Annotated in this window: 18 protein-coding genes; 14 read left to right on the top strand and 4 right to left on the bottom strand. The window is 69.3% G+C overall.

All coding sequences use genetic code 11. The features are described from left to right. Window positions 1-34: 34 nt before the first annotated feature. Entirely contained in the window at window positions 35-715 is a 681-nt protein-coding gene (locus tag J2W78_RS14545; RefSeq protein ID WP_253371578.1) for an MgtC/SapB family protein, read from the bottom strand. A 140-nt stretch (window positions 716-855) separates the two neighbouring features. Between J2W78_RS14545 and lgt the strand changes: the two genes are divergently transcribed. The 5 genes from lgt to J2W78_RS14570 all read left to right on the top strand — a co-directional run bounded on the left by lgt (window position 856) and on the right by J2W78_RS14570 (window position 5,859). Then, window positions 856-1,746, top strand: coding sequence for a prolipoprotein diacylglyceryl transferase (gene lgt / locus J2W78_RS14550; protein WP_253371580.1), 891 nt, complete (start codon window positions 856-858; stop codon window positions 1,744-1,746). A gap of 2 nt (window positions 1,747-1,748) precedes the next feature. Further along, the gene (locus J2W78_RS14555; RefSeq protein ID WP_253371582.1) at window positions 1,749-2,834 is read left to right on the top strand and encodes a class I SAM-dependent methyltransferase; all 1,086 of its coding nucleotides are present in this window, start codon (window positions 1,749-1,751) and stop codon (window positions 2,832-2,834) included. Between the two features lie 26 nt (window positions 2,835-2,860). Further along, entirely contained in the window at window positions 2,861-3,628 is a 768-nt protein-coding gene (pgeF, locus tag J2W78_RS14560) for a peptidoglycan editing factor PgeF (RefSeq protein WP_253371584.1), read from the top strand. A 396-nt stretch (window positions 3,629-4,024) separates the two neighbouring features. Further along, a complete protein-coding gene (locus J2W78_RS14565) occupies window positions 4,025-4,897 on the top strand; it encodes an outer membrane protein (protein ID WP_253371586.1) in 873 nt (290 codons plus the stop codon). Between the two features lie 224 nt (window positions 4,898-5,121). After that, window positions 5,122-5,859, top strand: a complete 738-nt coding sequence (locus J2W78_RS14570) for a DUF2076 domain-containing protein (protein WP_253371588.1) — start codon at window positions 5,122-5,124, stop codon at window positions 5,857-5,859. A gap of 79 nt (window positions 5,860-5,938) precedes the next feature. Here the strand turns inward: J2W78_RS14570 and J2W78_RS14575 are convergent, their stop codons facing one another. Beyond that, the gene (locus tag J2W78_RS14575; RefSeq protein WP_253374047.1) at window positions 5,939-6,649 is read right to left on the bottom strand and encodes a L,D-transpeptidase; all 711 of its coding nucleotides are present in this window, start codon (window positions 6,647-6,649) and stop codon (window positions 5,939-5,941) included. Between the two features lie 231 nt (window positions 6,650-6,880). Between J2W78_RS14575 and J2W78_RS14580 the strand changes: the two genes are divergently transcribed. From J2W78_RS14580 to moaD, 4 genes are all read left to right on the top strand, one after another. After that, complete coding sequence (locus J2W78_RS14580; protein WP_253371590.1) at window positions 6,881-7,606, top strand: protein phosphatase CheZ; 726 nt, start codon at window positions 6,881-6,883, stop codon at window positions 7,604-7,606. A gap of 95 nt (window positions 7,607-7,701) precedes the next feature. Beyond that, a complete protein-coding gene (gene uvrC / locus J2W78_RS14585) occupies window positions 7,702-9,750 on the top strand; it encodes an excinuclease ABC subunit UvrC (protein ID WP_253371592.1) in 2,049 nt (682 codons plus the stop codon). Between the two features lie 85 nt (window positions 9,751-9,835). Next, window positions 9,836-10,435, top strand: coding sequence for a CDP-diacylglycerol--glycerol-3-phosphate 3-phosphatidyltransferase (pgsA, locus tag J2W78_RS14590; RefSeq protein WP_253371594.1), 600 nt, complete (start codon window positions 9,836-9,838; stop codon window positions 10,433-10,435). Between the two features lie 145 nt (window positions 10,436-10,580). Further along, a complete protein-coding gene (gene moaD / locus J2W78_RS14595) occupies window positions 10,581-10,832 on the top strand; it encodes a molybdopterin converting factor subunit 1 (RefSeq protein WP_253371596.1) in 252 nt (83 codons plus the stop codon). Window positions 10,833-10,836: 4 nt separating this feature from the next. Here moaD and J2W78_RS14600 read toward each other — a convergent pair whose 3' ends face one another. Continuing rightward, complete coding sequence (locus tag J2W78_RS14600) at window positions 10,837-11,766, bottom strand: metal ABC transporter substrate-binding protein (RefSeq protein ID WP_253371598.1); 930 nt, start codon at window positions 11,764-11,766, stop codon at window positions 10,837-10,839. A gap of 218 nt (window positions 11,767-11,984) precedes the next feature. On the opposite strand from J2W78_RS14600, the gene J2W78_RS14605 reads away from it, so the two are divergent. From J2W78_RS14605 to J2W78_RS14625, 5 genes are all read left to right on the top strand, one after another. After that, complete coding sequence (locus tag J2W78_RS14605) at window positions 11,985-12,533, top strand: Spy/CpxP family protein refolding chaperone (protein ID WP_253371600.1); 549 nt, start codon at window positions 11,985-11,987, stop codon at window positions 12,531-12,533. 92 nt (window positions 12,534-12,625) lie between these two features. Continuing rightward, a complete protein-coding gene (locus tag J2W78_RS14610; protein ID WP_253371602.1) occupies window positions 12,626-14,416 on the top strand; it encodes an ABC transporter ATP-binding protein in 1,791 nt (596 codons plus the stop codon). An 81-nt stretch (window positions 14,417-14,497) separates the two neighbouring features. Further along, entirely contained in the window at window positions 14,498-15,538 is a 1,041-nt protein-coding gene (locus J2W78_RS14615; RefSeq protein WP_253371605.1) for an aldose epimerase family protein, read from the top strand. A 90-nt stretch (window positions 15,539-15,628) separates the two neighbouring features. Continuing rightward, window positions 15,629-16,189 carry a GbsR/MarR family transcriptional regulator gene (locus J2W78_RS14620; RefSeq protein ID WP_253371606.1) on the top strand — a complete coding sequence of 187 codons (561 nt, stop codon included), beginning with the start codon at window positions 15,629-15,631 and terminating at the stop codon, window positions 16,187-16,189. Between the two features lie 53 nt (window positions 16,190-16,242). Then, the gene (locus tag J2W78_RS14625) at window positions 16,243-16,953 is read left to right on the top strand and encodes a DUF4166 domain-containing protein (RefSeq protein ID WP_253371609.1); all 711 of its coding nucleotides are present in this window, start codon (window positions 16,243-16,245) and stop codon (window positions 16,951-16,953) included. 71 nt (window positions 16,954-17,024) lie between these two features. Here J2W78_RS14625 and rsfS read toward each other — a convergent pair whose 3' ends face one another. Beyond that, window positions 17,025-17,327, bottom strand: a complete 303-nt coding sequence (gene rsfS / locus J2W78_RS14630; protein ID WP_003600601.1) for a ribosome silencing factor — start codon at window positions 17,325-17,327, stop codon at window positions 17,025-17,027. Between the last annotated feature and the right edge of the window lie 122 nt (window positions 17,328-17,449).

Here is a 17,449-nt window from a genome sequence, read left to right on the forward strand (position 1 = left end):
GCGATGCCGATTTCAGTATCGTCCGATGCGGCGATCAGCGGTCGGAGCCGAGACGGACGGTCACCACGGCCGGATTCTGCCGCAGGCGCTCCGCGATGGCCGCGACGCTCGTCTGCGAGAGCCGGACGAAGGCGATCGTCACCTCCTCCAGCCCCTCTTCCCCGCCGGGGCGCACCACGAACTGGCGCACGCGCGAGGCCCGCTCGCCGGTGGCGTCCTGCAGCGTGTCGATCGAGAGGCTGCCGGCCTTCACGGTGAGGTGGAGCGTGTGGGTGCGCAACCGGTCGCGCCAGCTCTCCTCGATCGGCTTCACGCCCGCGAGGATGCCGACAACGAGGATCGTCGCCGCGATGCCCGCCACGTAGAGGCCGCCGCCGACCGCGAGGCCGATGGCCGCCACCGCCCACAGGCTCGCGGCGGTGGTGAGCCCCTTCACCACCTCGCCGCGCAGGAGGATCGTGCCTGCGCCGAGAAAGCCGATGCCGGAGACGACCTGCGCGGCGATGCGCGAGGGGTCGAGGGTGACGTTCTTCTGTCCGAGCACGTCGGAGAAGCCGAAGGCCGAGACGATCATGAAGAGGCAGGCGCCGACGCAGACCAGCATGTGCGTGCGCAGGCCCGCGGCCCAGAGCAGCCGCTCCCGCTCGAAGCCGATCACGCTACCCATCGCCCCCGCGAGCACGAGGCGCGCCACCATTTCCGCGTTGCCGAGCATCGCTCCTCCCGATTCGCGTGGGCGGCCGAGAGTGCGTCCAGTTCTCCCGGCGTGCAACGACGGCTCTGCCTTGACGCCCCCGGCGGCACGGGTCCAATGCGGCGCGCATTCCAGAACCGTCAGCCGCTCGTGGGCCGTCGATGCCGCCGCTTCTTGCCCTCCCCTTCCCGGCCATCGATCCGGTCGCGGTCTCGATCGGACCGGTCGAGATCAAGTGGTACGCCCTGTCCTACATCGCCGGGCTCGTCGGCGGCTGGTTCTATGCGCGCCGGCTGGTCGCGGCGGATTCGCTCTGGGGCGTGGTCAGGCGTCCGACGCTCGCCGATATCGACGACCTGATCGTCTGGGTCGCGCTCGGCGTCGTGCTCGGCGGACGGATCGGCTACGTGCTGTTCTACAACCTGCCGCTCTATCTCGATCATCCGATGGAGATCCTGGCGATCCGCAACGGCGGCATGTCGTTCCATGGCGGGTTCCTCGGGGCGATTCTGGCGCTGCTGCTCTTTGCGCGGGCGCGCGGCCTCAACGGCTACACCATGCTCGACATCGCCGCGGTGGTGGTGCCGGTGGGTCTGTTCTTCGGCCGCATCGCCAACTTCGTGAACGGCGAACTCTGGGGGCGCGCCGCGCCGGACTTCCCCTACGCCGTCGTCTTCCCCACCGGGGGCGACGTGCCGCGCTATCCGAGCCAGCTGTTCGAGGCCGCGACGGAAGGCTTGCTGCTGTTCGTGGTCATGGCGCTCGCCGTGCGCCGCTTCGGCTTCCGCAAGCCGGGGCTGCTCGGCGGCATCTTCGTCCTCGGCTACGCGCTGGCGCGAACCTTCTGCGAATTCTTCCGCGAGCCGGACCGGCAGCTCGGCTTCCTGTTCGGGCAGGACGTCAACGCGCTCGGCGGCGGCGTGACCATGGGGATGCTGCTCTGCGTGCCGATGGCGCTGGTCGGGCTCGTCTACATCGTCCTTGCTGCCCGCGGGGTGACGCGGCCTCGGAAGACGGGGCCGGAGATCCAGGCCGAAGCGGGGCAGATCTGAACGTGAGCCCCGAGGCGACGCCGCTGCTGGCGATCCTGGCGCGGGAGATCCACGCGAGCGGACCGCTCGGCCTCGACCGCTACATGGCGCTCTGCCTCGGGCATCCGCTGCACGGCTACTACGCCACGCGCGATCCCTTCGGCCGGGCCGGCGACTTCGTCACCGCGCCGGAGATCAGCCAGATGTTCGGCGAGCTGGTCGGCGCCTGGGCCGCCGCGGTGCTGGCGATGATGCCGGCGACGGGCGTGCGTCCCTGCCTCGTCGAACTCGGGCCCGGCCGCGGCACGCTGATGGCCGACGCGCTGCGGGCCCTGCGCGCGGCCGGCAGCGACTTCGAGCTGCATCTCGTCGAGACCAGCCCGGTGTTGCGCGGGCTCCAGGCGGACCGGCTCGCCGACGCAGCGCCGACCTTCCACGACTCGGTGGCAAGCCTGCCGGATGCGCCGCTTCTCGTCATCGCCAACGAGTTCTTCGACGCCCTCCCCGCCCGCCAGTTCGTCCGGACGGCGCTTGGATGGTGCGAGCGCCGCGTGGGTCTGACGCCGGAGGGCGACGCCCTGGCCTTCGGCCTCGACCCGGAGCCCGATCCGCGTCTTACGGCGCCGGCGTCGGCAGGCGCGGTGCTGACCCTGCCGAGCCAGGGGCTCGCCGTGATGCGCGATCTCGGCCGCCGTCTCGTCGCGCGGGGCGGCGTCCTCCTCGCGATCGATTACGGATACGACCAGCCCGGCTTCGGCGACACCTTCCAGGCGGTTGCCGGCCACCGCTTTGCCGACCCGCTCGCCCGGCCCGGCGAGGCCGACCTGACGCTGCACGTCGATTTCGGCGCGCTGGCCCGCGCGGCGGCCGCGGAAGACGCCGCCGTGCACGGCCCCGTGACGCAGCGCGATTTCCTGCTGGGGCTCGGCCTTGCGATGCGCGCCGAGCGGCTCAAGGCTCGCGCCACGCCGGATCAGACGCAGGCGATCGACGCCGCCGCCTTTCGCCTGACCGACCCGGACCCGCGCGGGATGGGCGCCCTGTTCAAGGTGCTCTGCGCCAGCCATCCCGCGCTCGGACCGCTCCCGGCGCTTCCGCCCCCTTCCTGAGACTTCCAGAGAAAGTCTGCGAGACCATGTTCATCGAAGCGCCCGAGCTGAGCTCGCACTCCTACATCCGGCACGCCTTCTTCACTCGGCAGGGCGGCGTCTCGGATGGGCTCTACGCCTCGCTGAACGGCGGGATCGGCTCGAACGACGATCCGGTAACGGTCGCCGAGAACCGGGCGCGGATGTGCGCGCAGCTTGGGCTCCCGCGCGAGAATCTCGTCAGCCTCTACCAAGTGCATTCGGCTGAGGTCGTGACCGTCGAAGTGCCCTTCCCCCTGGCCGAGCGCCCGAAGGCGGACGCCATGGTGACGCGCGTGCCCGGCCTCGCGCTCGGCATCGCCACGGCCGATTGCGGGCCGATCCTGTTCGCCGACCCGGAAAATCGCGTCGTCGGCGCGGCCCATGCCGGCTGGAAGGGCGCGCTCGGGGGCGTGGTCGAAGCGACGGTCGCGGCCATGGAGGCGCTCGGTGCCGAACGCCGGAGCATCGTCGCTGTCCTCGGGCCGACGATCGCGCAAGCCTGCTACGAGGTCGGTCTGGATTTCATCGAGCGCTTCCGGGCCGAGGTGACCGATTGCGAGGCCTTCTTCAAAGAAGGGCGGCCGGGCCACGCGCAGTTCGATCTGCCGGGTTTCATTCTCGCGCGGCTGGCCCAGGCGGGGATCGGCGAGGCGACCTCGCTCGGCTTATGCACCTACGCCGATCCCGACCGGTTCTATAGTTTCCGCCGTACCACGCACCGGAGCGAACCGGATTACGGGCGCCTGATCTCGGCGATCGCATTGACGCCGTAGGGGTTTTTTCGGAGATCCCACAGAAATCGTTGCATCCGTGCAACGCCGGCCGCAAGGGTGCCTACGGCCGGGCTTTTGTGCGCTGAAGCACTCGCATCCCGCACTGCATCCATCGTAAGCCTCTCCCCGTCGCGGAACGCCGTGGTTGCACCCCTGCGACAATCTGTCCGGAACCGTCACCAAAAAAAGCTCGGCCGTATGTGAACCTTGGCCGTTCGGTAACGTTTCCCGGTTGGAACGACGGCGGACAAAGACCACCGCCACAAAGGGGCCGCTTTCGAGACGGTCGGCGTGGTCAAGCCGCAACAGCATCTTCCGAGATGCTGGCATAGATACGGGGCACCGTGCCGCCTCGCTTCTCCGGAAGCATCGGTACAGTCAGAGAGGACCAGAGTAATGAAATCCTTCCTTCGCGCCGGCACGGCCATCGCCGGCATCGCCTTCGCCGGTTCGGCGCTCGCTGCCGACCTCCCGCGCCGCGCGGCTCCCCCGCCGGTGTTCCAGCCGGTGCCGGTGTTCACCTGGACGGGCTTCTACGCCGGTTTCAACGCCGGTTACGGCTTCGGCACCCAGGACGACCGCGTCCCGACCGTGATCGGCGTCGGCCCGGCCTCCCTGCTCGTGCCCCCGGGCACCACGGCCGTGGTGGCCTTCAACAACCGCGAGTCCAACGAGGGCTTCGTCGGCGGTGGTCAGATCGGCTACAACTACCAGTTCACCCCGGGCTCGGGCGTCGTGATCGGCGTCGAGGCTGACGCCCAGTACGCCGATTTCGGCCGTGACCGGAACCGCTTCCTGTCGACCAGCCCGCTGGCCGCCCAGCAGGTGTTCAACCCGGCCGGTCTCTCGGGCCTCGACTTCTTCGGCACCGTCCGCGGCCGTCTCGGCTACGCCTTCGACCGCACCCTCGTGTACGGCACCGGCGGCTTCGCCTACGGTTCCGGCGGCGGTCGTGAGTTCGGCACCGGCGTGTCGAGCAACGACTTCCAGACCGGTTGGGCCGCTGGTGGTGGTATCGAGTACGCTCTCCCGACCGACTCGTTCCTGAACTTCTTCAAGTCGTCGGCCGTGACCCTGAAGGTCGAAGGTCTGTACGTGAACCTCGACCGCGGCACCGGCGGCCGTGGCGCCTTCGCCACCGACAACCAGGGCCGTACGGTCTCCGTGACCAGCCCGGGCGTCGTGCTCGTCAGCGGTGGCCAGCAGGTCCGCGAGACCGAGTTCGCCGTCGTCCGCGCCGGCCTGAACTACAAGTTCGGCTCGTACTAGTATCCGGAACTTCGGCGGTCCCTCACCGGACCGCCGGACCTCCCTTAGAAAAGCCCGGCTTCGCGCCGGGCTTTTTTTATGGCCATTCCGTGCGGCGCCTGGGTACGAACCGCCCCGCCGCGAGCGGGGAATCGACGCTGGCCCCCTGACAAAAGCTCCACAGGTCCCCATCTCGTAGCCGCCGCGCGGTGTCGACGCCGTCGGCGCCTCAGGGAGACGGCTCCATGAACAGCGAAGAACGCGACATCATCAACGGCATCTTCCAGCGGCTCGAACAGGCATCCGGCCAGGCCCGGGACGCCGATGCGGAGCGCTTCATTGCCGAGAAGCTCCGCAACCAGCCTTACGCGCCCTACGCCATGGCGCAGCTCATCTACGTACAGGAAGAGGCGATCAAGAGCCTCAACCAGCAGCTCGAACAGGCGCGCCAGCAAGCTCAGTCGCAGCCGGCCGGCGGTGGTGGCGGCGGCTTCCTGTCGAGCATCTTCGGCGGCGGCCAGCGCTCCGAGCCGCAGCGGCCACCGGCGGGACAGGCCTGGGGCCCGCAGGGTGGCTACGGCCAGCAGGGCGGGTATGGCGGTCCGCAGGGCGGTCCGCAGCCGGGTTACGGTGGCGCTCCGCAGGGTGGGCCTTGGGGCGGACAGGCGCAGCAGCCCGCGCGCGGCGGCGGCTTCCTGGCGACCGCCCTGCCGATGGCGGCCGGTGCAGCGGGCGGCATGTTGCTCGGCAGCGCCCTCTCCAATGCCTTCGCGGGCGGCCACTCGCAACTCGGTAGCGCCTCCGCGGCGGGCTTGGCCGGCGGTGAGACCGGCGGCGGCATGTTCGGTGGCGGCGGCGATCAGGATCTCGGGTCGGCGCTCGGTGGCGGCGACGGCGGCTTCCAAGACGCCTCGTTCGGCGGCGGCGGCGGCGACGATTTCGGTGGCGACCTCGGCGATGGCGGGGACGACGACTGGGCCTGATCCCGCCCGCACGTCTTGAATGCTTGCAAAGCCCGGCGCCGCTCCCACGGCGCCGGGCTTCTGCTTTCGTAAGATCGCGTCAGATCACCTCGACACGGGTGCCCACCGGCGTCCGCTCGTAGAGGTCGATCACGTCCTCGTTCATCATGCGGATGCAGCCCGAGGACACGTTCTGTCCGATCGTGTGCGGCTCGTTCGTGCCGTGGATGCGGTAGAGCGAGGTGCCGAGGTACATTGCCCGGGCCCCAAGCGGGTTCTCCGGGCCCCCCACCATGTGCCGCGGAAGGTCCGGGCGCCGCCGCAGCATCTCGGCAGGCGGCGTCCAATCCGGCCATTCCCGCTTGGCCGAGATCGTCTTCGCACCCGTCCAGACGAAGCCCGGCCGCCCGACACCGATGCCGTAGCGGATCGCTCGGCCCTCCGGCTGGATCAGGTAGAGATATTTGGCGTTCGTATCGATGACGATTTGGCCCGCACGACCCGGCCCGTCATAGGCCACAACCTGCCGGGAAAAGCGCGGATCGACGGTACGCGCGATCATTCCCTCCTCAGGCGCCGGCCGCGTCGGCAGCGCCGCGAACCGGGCGCGCGGCTGCGGGACGGCTAGCGGCCGCGGCTCGCCGAGAGCCCCGTAGCCATCGACCGACGCGCGCCGGGCCGGGCTCGACCCATCTCCCGTCATCAGGAACTCGATGAAGCCGCCGCCGTAGCGGCCCGGCTCCGCCTGCGCCACCACGCTCGACCCCAGCACCGCGAGCGCCGCCAGCGCCCCGCCCCACTTCGCCCGCATCCCCGGCCCCTGCTCTGCACACGTGTGATGCGGCAAGTCTTTTCCGGGTCGTGCCTGCGGGCGATGAATGGACGTGGTGAATCATTTCCTCCGGGGCTCGAGCCCCCGCTAAGTCCGAGTTGTCGTCAACGGGCCGTAAATGACCCCGCTCCTCGGAAAACTTTCAGCAAATCGAAACCAGTGCACGGGATTGTGTCAGGCGAAATTTTACCTCGAAGGCCTGTCCGACCGATGATCACCAAGCGCTACCGCATCGAGGAAAGCCTGGGCTTGCCCGTTCCGGCGGCCGGTGTCTCTGCGGCTCCGGCCGAGGCAACTCCGAATCCGCGGCTCGACGAAATCCTGACGGCGATCAACGACCTGCGCCGCATCACCCAGGCCAGTGCCGGCGAGACCATCGAAGCCTGCCGCCGCGAGCTCAACGATGCGTTCGCGATGCGCCACGAGCTCGAAGTGATGAAGGAAGCGATCACCCGCACCAAGGGCGAGATCGCCAGCCTCCACCGCTCCGAGACCACGGGCAAGGGCATGCGCCGCGTTGCCGGCGAGCTCGATGCGGTGGTCGAATCGACCGAGCAGGCCACCTCGACGATCCTCGGCAGCATCGAGCGGATCGAGACCAACGCCAACATGATGCGCGGCCTGCGCCTGCCCAAGGCTGCCCAGGAGAACGTCGACGGCATCCTCGACAACGTGATCTCAGCCTACGAGGCCTGCAACTTCCAGGATCTGACCGGTCAGCGCATCAGCAAGATCGTCAACGTGCTGAAATTCGTCGAGGAGCATCTCGACCGCGTTATCGAGGCCTGGAGCGGGCTCGAAGGCTTCCGCGACCTGCTCGCGGTCGAGACCGCCGTTGTCGATGAGAACGACGAGAGCTCGCTTCTCAACGGCCCGAAGCTTCAGGACGATCCCGGTCACGTCGATCAGTCGGACATCGACGCCCTGTTCGACTGACGCTTCCCGTCACAGGGCCATCGCTTGGAGCGATTGTCCTGGCTGAGGCGACCGCGGCCCTTTCAACCGGAATCGCCGCGGCTTACATCGGGGCCATGAGCCGCGCGACCCGATCCGCCTTCGACGACGTCCCGCCCGACGGGTTCGACGAGGACGAGGCCGAGGCTGCCTCCCTCGACGAGGCGCCCGAGATCGACTTCGATTTCGAGCCCGGCGCCGTCCAGGCGGGCGCCGAGATCATCCGCCGGTTCTGGTCGACCCTGCCGACCTCGCCGGGCGTGTACCGGATGTTCGACGCCAAGGGCGACGTGCTCTACGTTGGCAAGGCCAAGAACTTGAAGGCCCGCGTCGGCTCCTACGCCCGCGGTCAGGCGCATTCCAACCGCATCGCCCGGATGATCGCCCAGACGGCGGCGATGGAGTTCGTCACCACGGCGACCGAGACGGAAGCGCTGCTGCTGGAGGCCAACCTCATCAAGCAGCTGAAGCCGCGCTTCAACGTGCTGATGCGGGACGACAAGTCGTTCCCCTACATCCTGCTGACCAGCGACGGGCCGGCGCCGCAGATCGTCAAGCATCGCGGCGCACGCCGCCGAAAGGGCAATTATTACGGTCCCTTCGCCAATGTCTGGGCGGTCAACCGCACCGTCAACGCGCTCCAGCGCGCCTTCCTGATGCGGACCTGCTCGGACAGCTATTACGAGAACCGCACCCGGCCCTGCCTGCTCTATCAGATCAAGCGCTGCTCCGGCCCCTGCACCGGCGAGATCGCCCTGGACGACTATACCTCCCTCGCCGACAGCGCCCGCGCCTTCCTCTCGGGCAAGTCGAACGCGGTGAAGGACCGGATGCGCGAGGAGATGCAGCGCGCCTCCGAAGCCCTCGAATTCGAGCGTGCCGCGCGTTTCCGCGACCGGATCGCCGCACTCTCGGCGATCCAGGGCGTGCAGGGGGTGAACACGCAAGGCGTCGAGGAGGCCGACGTGTTCGCCATCGACGAGCAGGCGGGCCAGTTCTGCATCGAGGTGTTCTTCTTCCGCAACTTCCAGAACTGGGGCAACCGCGCCTACTTCCCCAAGGCGGACCGCTCCATGAGCGTGGACGAGGTGCTGGCCTCGTTCATTTCGCAGTTCTACGACGACAAGCCGGCCCCGCGGCTCGTCCTCGTCAGCCACACGATCGAGGATGCCGAACTCGTGGCCGCCGCCCTCTCGAGCCGGGTCGAGCACCGCGTCGAGGTCCACCAGCCGCAGCGGGGCGAGCGCAAGAACCTCGTCGAGTACGCGCAACGCAACGCCAAGGAGGCGCTCGGGCGCCGGCTCGCCGACACCGCCTCGCAGGGCAAGCTCCTCGTCGCGCTGGGCCAGTCCTTCGGGCTCGACAAGCCGCCGCGGCGGGTCGAAGTCTACGACAATTCGCACATTTCCGGCACGGCGGCAGTCGGCGGCATGATCGTCGCCGGGCCGACCGGCTTCATGAAGACGCATTACCGCACCTTCAACATCAAGTCGGAGGAACTGACCCCCGGCGACGATTTCGGAATGATGCGCGAGGTGCTGACCCGCCGCTTCAAGCGGCTGGCCAAGGAGGCGCCGCGCACGCCACAGGAAGGCGAGGCCGGCGAGCCGCAGGCCCCGGAGCAAGCCGTTCCGGCGGTGGCCGAGGTGCCGGACGATCCCGATGCCTTCCCCGCCTGGCCCGACCTCGTGCTGATCGACGGCGGCGCCGGACAATTGGAGGCGGCCCGCGCCTCGCTCGCCGAGATTGGCGTGACCGGCGTGCCCCTGGTCGGTATCGCCAAGGGCCGCGACCGCGATGCCGGCCGCGAGACCTTCTTCGTCCCCGGCCGCAGCCCGTTCAAGCTGCCGCCGCGCGATCCCGTGCTCTATTTCGTACAGCGCCTACGCGACGAGGCCCACCGTTTCGCCATCGGCACCCACCGCGCACGGCGCAAGCGGGAGATGACGAAAAACCCGCTCGACGAGATCGCCGGGATCGGCCCCACTCGCAAGCGCGCACTGCTGCACCATTTCGGGACGGTGAAAGCCATCGAACGCGCCGCCTTGGAGGATCTCGCCAAGGCGCCCGGCGTGAACGCCGCCACTGCGCGGGCGGTCTACGACTTCTTCCACGCCAATGCTTGAGCCGAGCCCCGTGCCGAGAGAGCCCGCACCCGATGCAGCGACGACGCGGTTGACGCCCCCGGCCGCCCATGATTTCACCCCGCCGATGAACGCCGTCCTCCCCCGACGCCGGTCGCAGGCCTGGACGCTCGCGAACTGCCTCACCTACGGCCGCCTCGTCGCGGTGCCGGTCGTCGTCGTCCTGCTGTTCTGGCCGGACGAGTTCGCCGCGCGCTGGACCGCCTTCGGCGTGTTCGTGGCCGCCGCGATCACCGACTATCTCGACGGCTACGTCGCCCGCGCCTGGGCGCAGAGTTCGGCGCTCGGGCGGATGCTCGACCCCATTGCCGACAAGCTCCTCGTCGCCGCCCTCCTCCTCATGCTGGCCGCCGACCGCACTATCGCCGGCATGTCGCTCTGGGCGGCCATCGTCATCCTGTGCCGCGAGGTGCTGGTTTCCGGCCTGCGCGAGTATCTGGCGGAGCTGAAAGTCGGCCTGCCGGTCAGCCGCATCGCCAAGTGGAAGACGACGGTGCAGCTCATCGCCCTCGGCTTCCTCGTCGCCGGCCCGGCCGGCGACGCCGTCCTTCCCGGCAGTCTCACCGCCGGCATCGTTCTGCTCTGGCTCGCCGCCGCCCTCACGCTCTACACCGGCTGGGACTACATGAGGGCCGGGATCCGGCACGTGATCGACGATCCGCGCTGAAGCGCCCGTCATCGCGAGCGAATGCGAAGCGATCCAGATCGCGGCATGTCCGGAAAGAGCGGAGCCCTGGATTGCTTCGGCTCCGCCTCGCAATGACGGCACGCAGGCGCCTTTGCGCGTTCACATCAACGAGGACGATTCCAAGATGAAGCTCGTCTACTTCGCCTGGGTGCGCGAGCGCGTTGGCAAGCCCGAGGAGACGGTGAGCCCGCCCGACGGCGTCGCCACCGTCGCCGACCTGATCGGCTGGCTGAAGACACGGGGCGAGGAATACGCCTACGCCTTCGAGAACGAGGGCGTGGTGCGCGCCGCCATCGACCGGGTCCACGCCAAGCCCGGCAGCGCCATCGCCGGAGCGCAGGAGATTGCCTTCTTCCCACCGATGACGGGCGGTTAGGCCCTCAGCTCAGCGCGTCCCGGAACGCGTTGAGGTTGGCGCGCATCATCTCCAGATAGCCCGGCGCCGGCCCACCCGGCGCGCTCAGCGCGTCGGAGTAGATCCGCCCGCCGACCTTGGCACCGCTCTCGCGGGCGATCTGCTGCATCAGCCGCGGGTCGGCGATGCTTTCCACGAACACCGCCGGTACCTTGTCCCGGCGAATCTGGCGGATGATGCGGGCAACGTCCTTCGGACCGGCCTCGCTATCCGTGGAGATGCCCTGCGGCGCCAGGAAGCGCATGCCGTAGGCGGCGCTGAAATAGCCGAAGGAATCGTGCGTGGTGATGATGCGTCGCCGCTCCTCCGGGATCCCGGCGAGCGCCGAGCGGATCTCCCCGTCCAGCGCATCGAGCTTCTGCGTGTAGGCGGCGGCGTTCGCGGCGTAGAACGAGGCGTGGTCCGGGTCGGCGGCGCTGAGGCCGTCGCGGATGTTGGCGACGTAGAGCTTGGCATTCGCCACGTTCTGCCAGGCATGCGGATCGGGGTGGTCGCCGTGATCGTGTCCGTGATCCTCGGCGTGATCGTGGTCGTGGCTGCCCGCGACCGTCTTCACCCCCTTCGAAGCGATGGTGACCGGCGCCTTGGTGCCCGAGGCCTTGATCAGCCGTTCGATCCAGCCCTCGAAGCCGAGGCCGTTGACGACGACGAGATTCGCCTCGGCCAGCTTGCGGGCGTCGCCCGGCGTTGGGGAGTAGCCGTGAGCGTCGGCGTCGGGTCCGACGAGGCTCGTCACGGCGACCTGATCGCCGCCGACCTGCGAAACGAGGTCGGCCAGGATCGAGAAGGTCGCCACTGCCTTCAGCCGCGCCCCCTCCGCCGCGGCCATCGACGGCGCAAGGCCGAGCAGCACCAGAACAACGATGGCGACGCCGCGCCCCACGCCCAAACCCATACCGACACTCCTCCGCTTAGCCGCGGTGATAATGTAACATTATCACATTGCCAAGAGCCGGGTGGCGATTGTGCAGCGCAGAACGTGCCGGGCTGCCAACATGGAGAAGGTTTCATGGAGCAGACACAAACCGGAGACGAGCGGACACACGCGAGAGACGGAGCGGACCCATCCTCTCGGGGTCGGGGCAAGGGCCCCTGAACGGTGGAGGGTGTGTGATGACCAAGCCGAACCTGAGCAAGCGAAGCAGGGCCGGGCTCCTGCTGGCGGGGCTGGCGGTCCTCGGTGCGGCCGGCCTCGGGTCCGCGGCGGTGCATGCCGGCGACTGGGGCGGCCCCTTCGCGGACGGCCCCCACGGCCATCGGCACGGGCGCTGGTCGGCGCTCTCGGCCGAGGACCGAGCGGCCTTCGCCGATGCCCGCCTCGCCGGCCTGCATGCCGGACTGAAGCTGAACCCCGAGCAGGAGAAGCTATGGCCGCCGGTCGAGACGGCCCTGCGCGATCTCTCGAAGCAGCGCGCCGCCCAGCGTGAGGCGCGGCGGGAGCGCGGCCGGATGGTCGACGACGCCCCCGGCACGCTCCGCGCCATGGCCGACGCGGCCACCGCTCGTGGCGAAGCCCTGCGCAAGCTCGCCGATGCCAGCACGCCGCTCTTCGCCAGCCTGGACGAAGGCCAGAAGCGCCGCGCCATGGTGCTCGCCCGGCCGATGCGCCCCTTCGGCGGACCGCACAAGCACGGGCACCGGCACGGGGGCGAGCGCGACTGAAGGACAGCGGTCGCTTGATCCGCGAGCCGCGCGGCGGCAAACACCGCGGGCTCCGGTCGTTCCGGCCGGGGTCAGCACAGACACGGTACACGATGGCGCGCCGGCCGCTTCTGAGAGGCGACACCCTTCCCCTGCTCGGGCGGCTCTGGCGGGAATGGCTCTCACCCCACCGCGCGACGCTCGCGGTGGTCCTCGTGCTGATCACCGTCGTCGGCGCGGCGACGGGGCTCTACCCGGCCCTCATCAAGGCCGCCTTCGACGCGTTCGACCGCAAGGACATGAGCGCGCTGGCCTACGGCCCGCTCATCGTCATCGCCGTCACATCCGCCCGCGGCTTCGCCCTGTTCGGGCAGACGGTGCTGACCAACCGGGTCGTCACCCGCGTCGAGGCCGACATGCAGGCCGCGCTCTACGCCCACCTGATCGATGCCGACCTCGCCCAACTCGGCCGCGAGAGCCCGGCGGCCTTCACCCAGCGCTTTACCACCGACTTCGCCTTCATCAAGGAGGCGCTGACCCGCATCTCGACGGTGCTGCTGCGCGATGTGGCGATGCTGGCCGCGCTCGTGATCGCGCTGGTCTGGATGGACCCGCTGCTGACGCTCGCCGCCGCGGTCACGGCCCCCCTTGTCGCCGGCCCGGTCAACCGGATCGGCAAGCGGCTGCGCCAGGTCTCGACCACGACCCAGGAGCAGATGGGCGCGACCGCGAGCCTCATCACCGAGAGCCTCCAGGGCGCCCGCGTCGCCAAGACCTACGCGCTGGAAGGCTATCTCAAGGACCGCGCGGCCCAGGCGCTCGACGAGGTGCGCCGCCTCAAGATGAAGGCGGCCAACGCGCGCGGCCGGCTCGACCCGCTGATGGAGATCGGCGGCGGTCTCGCGGTGGCGGGCGTGCTCGTGCTGGTGGGCCAGCGGGTGATGTCGGGTGACCGCACCGTCGGCGACTTCACCGGCTATGTCGCCGCGCTCCTGCTCGCCGCGCAGCCGGCCCGGGCGCTCGGCACCCTCAACGCCATCCTTCAGGAGGCGGCGGCGGCGCTGACGCGCTACTTCGCCCTGATGGACGAGCAGCCGACGATCCGCGAATCCGCGTCGGCCCGTCCACTCACGGTGTCGCGGGGCGAGATCCGCTTCGAGGCCGTGCATTTTCGCTACCGGGCCGACGCGCCCGCCCTGGAGGGCATCGACCTCGTGGTGCCCGCGGGCTCGACCACGGCGCTGGTCGGTCGCTCCGGCTCGGGCAAATCCTCGCTGCTCAACCTCGTCCCCCGGCTTCAGGACGTGACGGCGGGCCGGGTTCTCATCGACGGCACCGACGTGCGCGACGTAACCATCGCCTCCCTGCGCGCGGCGATCGCGGTGGTGTCGCAGGAAGTCGTGCTGTTCGACGACACCGTCGCCGCCAATATCGGCTTCGGCCGGCCCGGCGCGACGCAGGACGAGATCGAGGCGGCGGCGCGGGCCGCGGCGGCGCACGGCTTCATCACGCGTCTGGGCGAGGGCTACGCGTTCCGGGTCGGGCCGGGCGGCGGCCGGCTCTCGGGGGGCGAGCGCCAGCGTATCTCGCTCGCCCGCGCCTTCCTCAAGAACGCGCCGATCCTGCTCCTCGACGAGGCGACCTCCGCCCTCGATTCCGAATCCGAGCATCTCGTGCAGGAGGCGCTGGAGCGGCTGATGCGCGGGCGCACGACGCTGGTCATCGCCCACCGCCTCTCGACCGTACGCGAGGCGGGCCGCATCGCGGTGCTGGAGGCGGGCCGGGTGATCGAACTCGGACGCCACGATGAGTTGGTGGCCGCAAGCGGGACCTATGCACGCCTCCACCGGCTGCAATTGTCGGACGATTCCGGCGTATCGAGAGCGCAGGCGGCCCCCGTCTGACAGCGGTGGCATGAATCGACCGGCCCCGTGCGACCCGCACGGCCTCTCGCGCGTAATTCCCGGTCACGGCGGGAGACAGGAATGCGGCCAGAGCCATTCGGAAAGACGCGGGCGGGTGAGCGCGTCACGCGGCACACCCTCGTGCGCGACGATCTGCGGGTTCAGGTGATCGATTACGGCGCGATTCTCACCGCCATCGAGGTGCCGGACCGGGAGGGCCGCCGCGCCAACGTCGTCCTCGCCCTCGACACGGTGGAGGGCTACGAGACCGTAAGCCCGCATTTCGGGGCGATTGCCGGGCGTTACGCCAACCGCATCGCCAGGGGGCGCTTCACCCTCGACGGCACCGCCTTCGAACTGCCGATCAACGAGCCGCCCAACTCCATGCATGGCGGTCCCAAGGGTTTCGCCAAGCGCCTGTGGAAGGTGGCGGAGGCGGACGAGACGCGGATCGTGCTGAGACGGCGCAGCCCCGATGGCGAGGAGGGCTTTCCGGGCAATCTCGACGTGGAGGTCGTCTACAGCCTGCCCGAGCCCGGAACGCTGCGCATCGATTACCGCGCCGAGACCGACCGGCCGACGGTGCTGAACCTGACCAACCACAGCTACTTCGATCTCGCCGGCGAGGGCACGGGCGACGTGATGGATCACGTCGTGAAGATCTTCGCCGACGCCTACGCGCCGACGGACACGACGCAGATCCCGACCGGAATCATCGCGCCGGTCACCGGAACGCCTTTCGATTTCCGCGAAGCCACCCCGCTCGGCGCGCGCATCCGGCAGGGCCACGAGCAGATCGTGATCGCGGGCGGCTACGACCATACCTTCGCTCTGCGAGGCCCCGCCGGCACGCTACGCCCGGCCGCCTCCTGCCTTTGCCCAGCCAGCGGGCGGCGCCTCGACGTCGCGACGACCCAGCCGGCGCTGCAGCTCTACAGCGGCAACAATCTCGACGGCTCGCTGGTCGGCCCGTCCGGCCGTACCTACCGCTCGGGCGACGGCGTCTGCTTCGAGACGCAGGGGTTTCCGGATGCGCCGAACCATCCGAACTTTCCGAGCACTGTCCTGAGGCCGGGAGAGGTCTTCACCTCGAGCACCACCTACCGGTTCTCGGCTGTGTGAGCGGGACGGGCGGCCGTATCGGTGCAAGGAAAGCGACGGACGTGAACCCGCGCGCTTGACATCCATCTCATTTGGTCTGAAATTTCTGTCATGACAGAAATTTCAGACCAGCCGCAAACCCTCGCGCCTGCGGTGGAGCGGTTCATCCTTCATTGGGGCGATCTCGGTGGGCAGTGGGGCGTGAACCGCTCCGTCGCTCAGATCCACGCCCTGCTCTACCTCTCCGACAAGCCGCTCGCGGCAGAGGACATCGCGGGGACGCTCGGCATCGCGCGCTCGAACGTCTCGAACTCGCTGAAGGAATTGGCGGCCTGGAACCTGATCCGGCGTGTGCCGGTGCTGGGCGAGCGGCGGGACTTCTTCGTCGCCGAGACGGATCTGTGGGAGATGGTCACCCGCATCGCCGCCGGCCGCAAGGAGCGGGAGATCGACCCGGCGCTCAAGGCCCTGCGGGAATGTGTGGCCGAGGCCGAGGGCGACCCTCGGGTCGGAGCCGTGGCCGGGCGGCGGCTCAAGGCCATGCTCGACTTCACCCAGACGCTCGACGGCTGGTACGCGCAGATGCTGAACGTGCCCCACAACACCCTGGCCAAGCTGATCCGGCTCGGCGGCCGCATCGTCCGCTACCTGCCCGTGAAGTCCGAGACCTGATCCCCCGCCGGCCGGGCGTCCGCCGTCCGGGAGAGTATTAGAGGAGGCCGTTGATGCGCGTCGCCGCCGAAGCTGCTGTCCCTATCGCAAGAGCCCCGACCGCGAGCCCGGTTCGCCCGGCGGAACTGTTCGACCTGCGCTTTCGCGCGCTGGTGCCGGAGGCGGATTGGGCGCGGCTGCCGCCAGCCGTGCGGCGGCGCTTCTCGAAGCGGCTCGGCGAGGGTGAGAGCGCGGTCTATGCCGGGCGTGTGGTCGAGACCCATCTGACCCGGCTCGGCTGGTTGCTCGCGCAGGCCCTGCGCCTCGTCGGCGCGCCGCTGCCGACGACCCGGATCGCCAACGTGCCGAGCGTTGTGGCCGTGACTCAGGACGGCGCCGGCAATGGCCAGATCTGGACGCGGCTCTACGCCCGCGGCTCCGGCTTCCCGCAGGCGATCCACTCGGCCAAGCGCTTCCGGGGGCCGACCGGGCTGGAGGAGCGGGTCGGCGCCGGGCTCGGCATGAGTCTGCGGGTTCTGGTCGAGGATCGGGCGCTGGTGTTTCGCAGCGAGCGCTACTTCATCGACTTGCCGGGCTTCCGGCTCATCCTGCCGCGATGGCTGACGCCGGGCACGCTGACGGTCAGCCACGGCGCCACCGGCGCCCGCGCCTTCCGCTTCATTCTGGAAATCCGCCACGCCTGGCTCGGCCGGCTGCTGCGCCAGGAGGCGGTGTTCTGCGACCAAGTCGAGGCCCGCGACGAGGTCACCGCCGCGCTGCCCTGATCGAGGGTTCAGAGCATCGTCCCGAGGGGTGGTCCCCGGCTTTCGGAAGAAGACGATGCTAAAAGAAAGGGCTAACCTGCGAGCAATGCGCCCGACGGCCGGTCGGCGCCCCAGATCTTCTCGAGGTTATAGAAGCCGCGGACTTCGGGGCGGAAGATGTGGACGAGGATGTCGCCCGCATCGATCAGCACCCAGTCGCAGGCCGGCATGCCCTCGACGCGGGCATTGCCGAATCCCTTGGCCTTCATCTCTTGGATGATCTTGTCGGCGATCGAGCCGACATGGCGCTGCGAGCGGCCGGACGCGATGATCATCGTATCGGCGAGCGAGGTCTTGCCCGCGAGGTCGATCTCGACGGTTTCCTCGGCCTTCATCTCATCGAGGCATCCGAGGGCCAGGGCCTTCAGCGCGTCGGAGGAGGCAGGCTCGGCATCGAAGCTGACACCGACGTGTGGAATGTGTGCGGACAGGGTCTCGGTTCCTGAAGATCAATTCG

Origin of the sequence: Methylorubrum extorquens (genome assembly GCF_024169925.1) — a bacterium.
Classification (GTDB): domain Bacteria; phylum Pseudomonadota; class Alphaproteobacteria; order Rhizobiales; family Beijerinckiaceae; genus Methylobacterium; species Methylobacterium extorquens_A.

What these genes read in the sequence shown, in the direction of transcription:
- J2W78_RS14600 (WP_253371598.1), bottom strand. Translation starts at nt 11,766, where the DNA reads ATGGGTTTGGGCGTGGGGCGCGGCGTCGCCATCGTTGTTCTGGTGCTG.
- lgt (WP_253371580.1), top strand. Translation starts at nt 856, where the DNA reads ATGCCGCCGCTTCTTGCCCTCCCCTTCCCGGCCATCGATCCGGTCGCG.
- J2W78_RS14615 (WP_253371605.1), top strand. Translation starts at nt 14,498, where the DNA reads ATGCGGCCAGAGCCATTCGGAAAGACGCGGGCGGGTGAGCGCGTCACG.
- moaD (WP_253371596.1), top strand. Translation starts at nt 10,581, where the DNA reads ATGAAGCTCGTCTACTTCGCCTGGGTGCGCGAGCGCGTTGGCAAGCCC.
- J2W78_RS14545 (WP_253371578.1), bottom strand. Translation starts at nt 715, where the DNA reads ATGCTCGGCAACGCGGAAATGGTGGCGCGCCTCGTGCTCGCGGGGGCG.
- rsfS (WP_003600601.1), bottom strand. Translation starts at nt 17,327, where the DNA reads ATGAAGGCCGAGGAAACCGTCGAGATCGACCTCGCGGGCAAGACCTCG.
- uvrC (WP_253371592.1), top strand. Translation starts at nt 7,702, where the DNA reads ATGAGCCGCGCGACCCGATCCGCCTTCGACGACGTCCCGCCCGACGGG.
- J2W78_RS14570 (WP_253371588.1), top strand. Translation starts at nt 5,122, where the DNA reads ATGAACAGCGAAGAACGCGACATCATCAACGGCATCTTCCAGCGGCTC.
- pgsA (WP_253371594.1), top strand. Translation starts at nt 9,836, where the DNA reads ATGAACGCCGTCCTCCCCCGACGCCGGTCGCAGGCCTGGACGCTCGCG.
- J2W78_RS14580 (WP_253371590.1), top strand. Translation starts at nt 6,881, where the DNA reads ATGATCACCAAGCGCTACCGCATCGAGGAAAGCCTGGGCTTGCCCGTT.
- J2W78_RS14605 (WP_253371600.1), top strand. Translation starts at nt 11,985, where the DNA reads ATGACCAAGCCGAACCTGAGCAAGCGAAGCAGGGCCGGGCTCCTGCTG.
- J2W78_RS14610 (WP_253371602.1), top strand. Translation starts at nt 12,626, where the DNA reads ATGGCGCGCCGGCCGCTTCTGAGAGGCGACACCCTTCCCCTGCTCGGG.
- J2W78_RS14620 (WP_253371606.1), top strand. Translation starts at nt 15,629, where the DNA reads ATGACAGAAATTTCAGACCAGCCGCAAACCCTCGCGCCTGCGGTGGAG.
- J2W78_RS14575 (WP_253374047.1), bottom strand. Translation starts at nt 6,649, where the DNA reads ATGCGGGCGAAGTGGGGCGGGGCGCTGGCGGCGCTCGCGGTGCTGGGG.
- J2W78_RS14625 (WP_253371609.1), top strand. Translation starts at nt 16,243, where the DNA reads ATGCGCGTCGCCGCCGAAGCTGCTGTCCCTATCGCAAGAGCCCCGACC.
- pgeF (WP_253371584.1), top strand. Translation starts at nt 2,861, where the DNA reads ATGTTCATCGAAGCGCCCGAGCTGAGCTCGCACTCCTACATCCGGCAC.
- J2W78_RS14565 (WP_253371586.1), top strand. Translation starts at nt 4,025, where the DNA reads ATGAAATCCTTCCTTCGCGCCGGCACGGCCATCGCCGGCATCGCCTTC.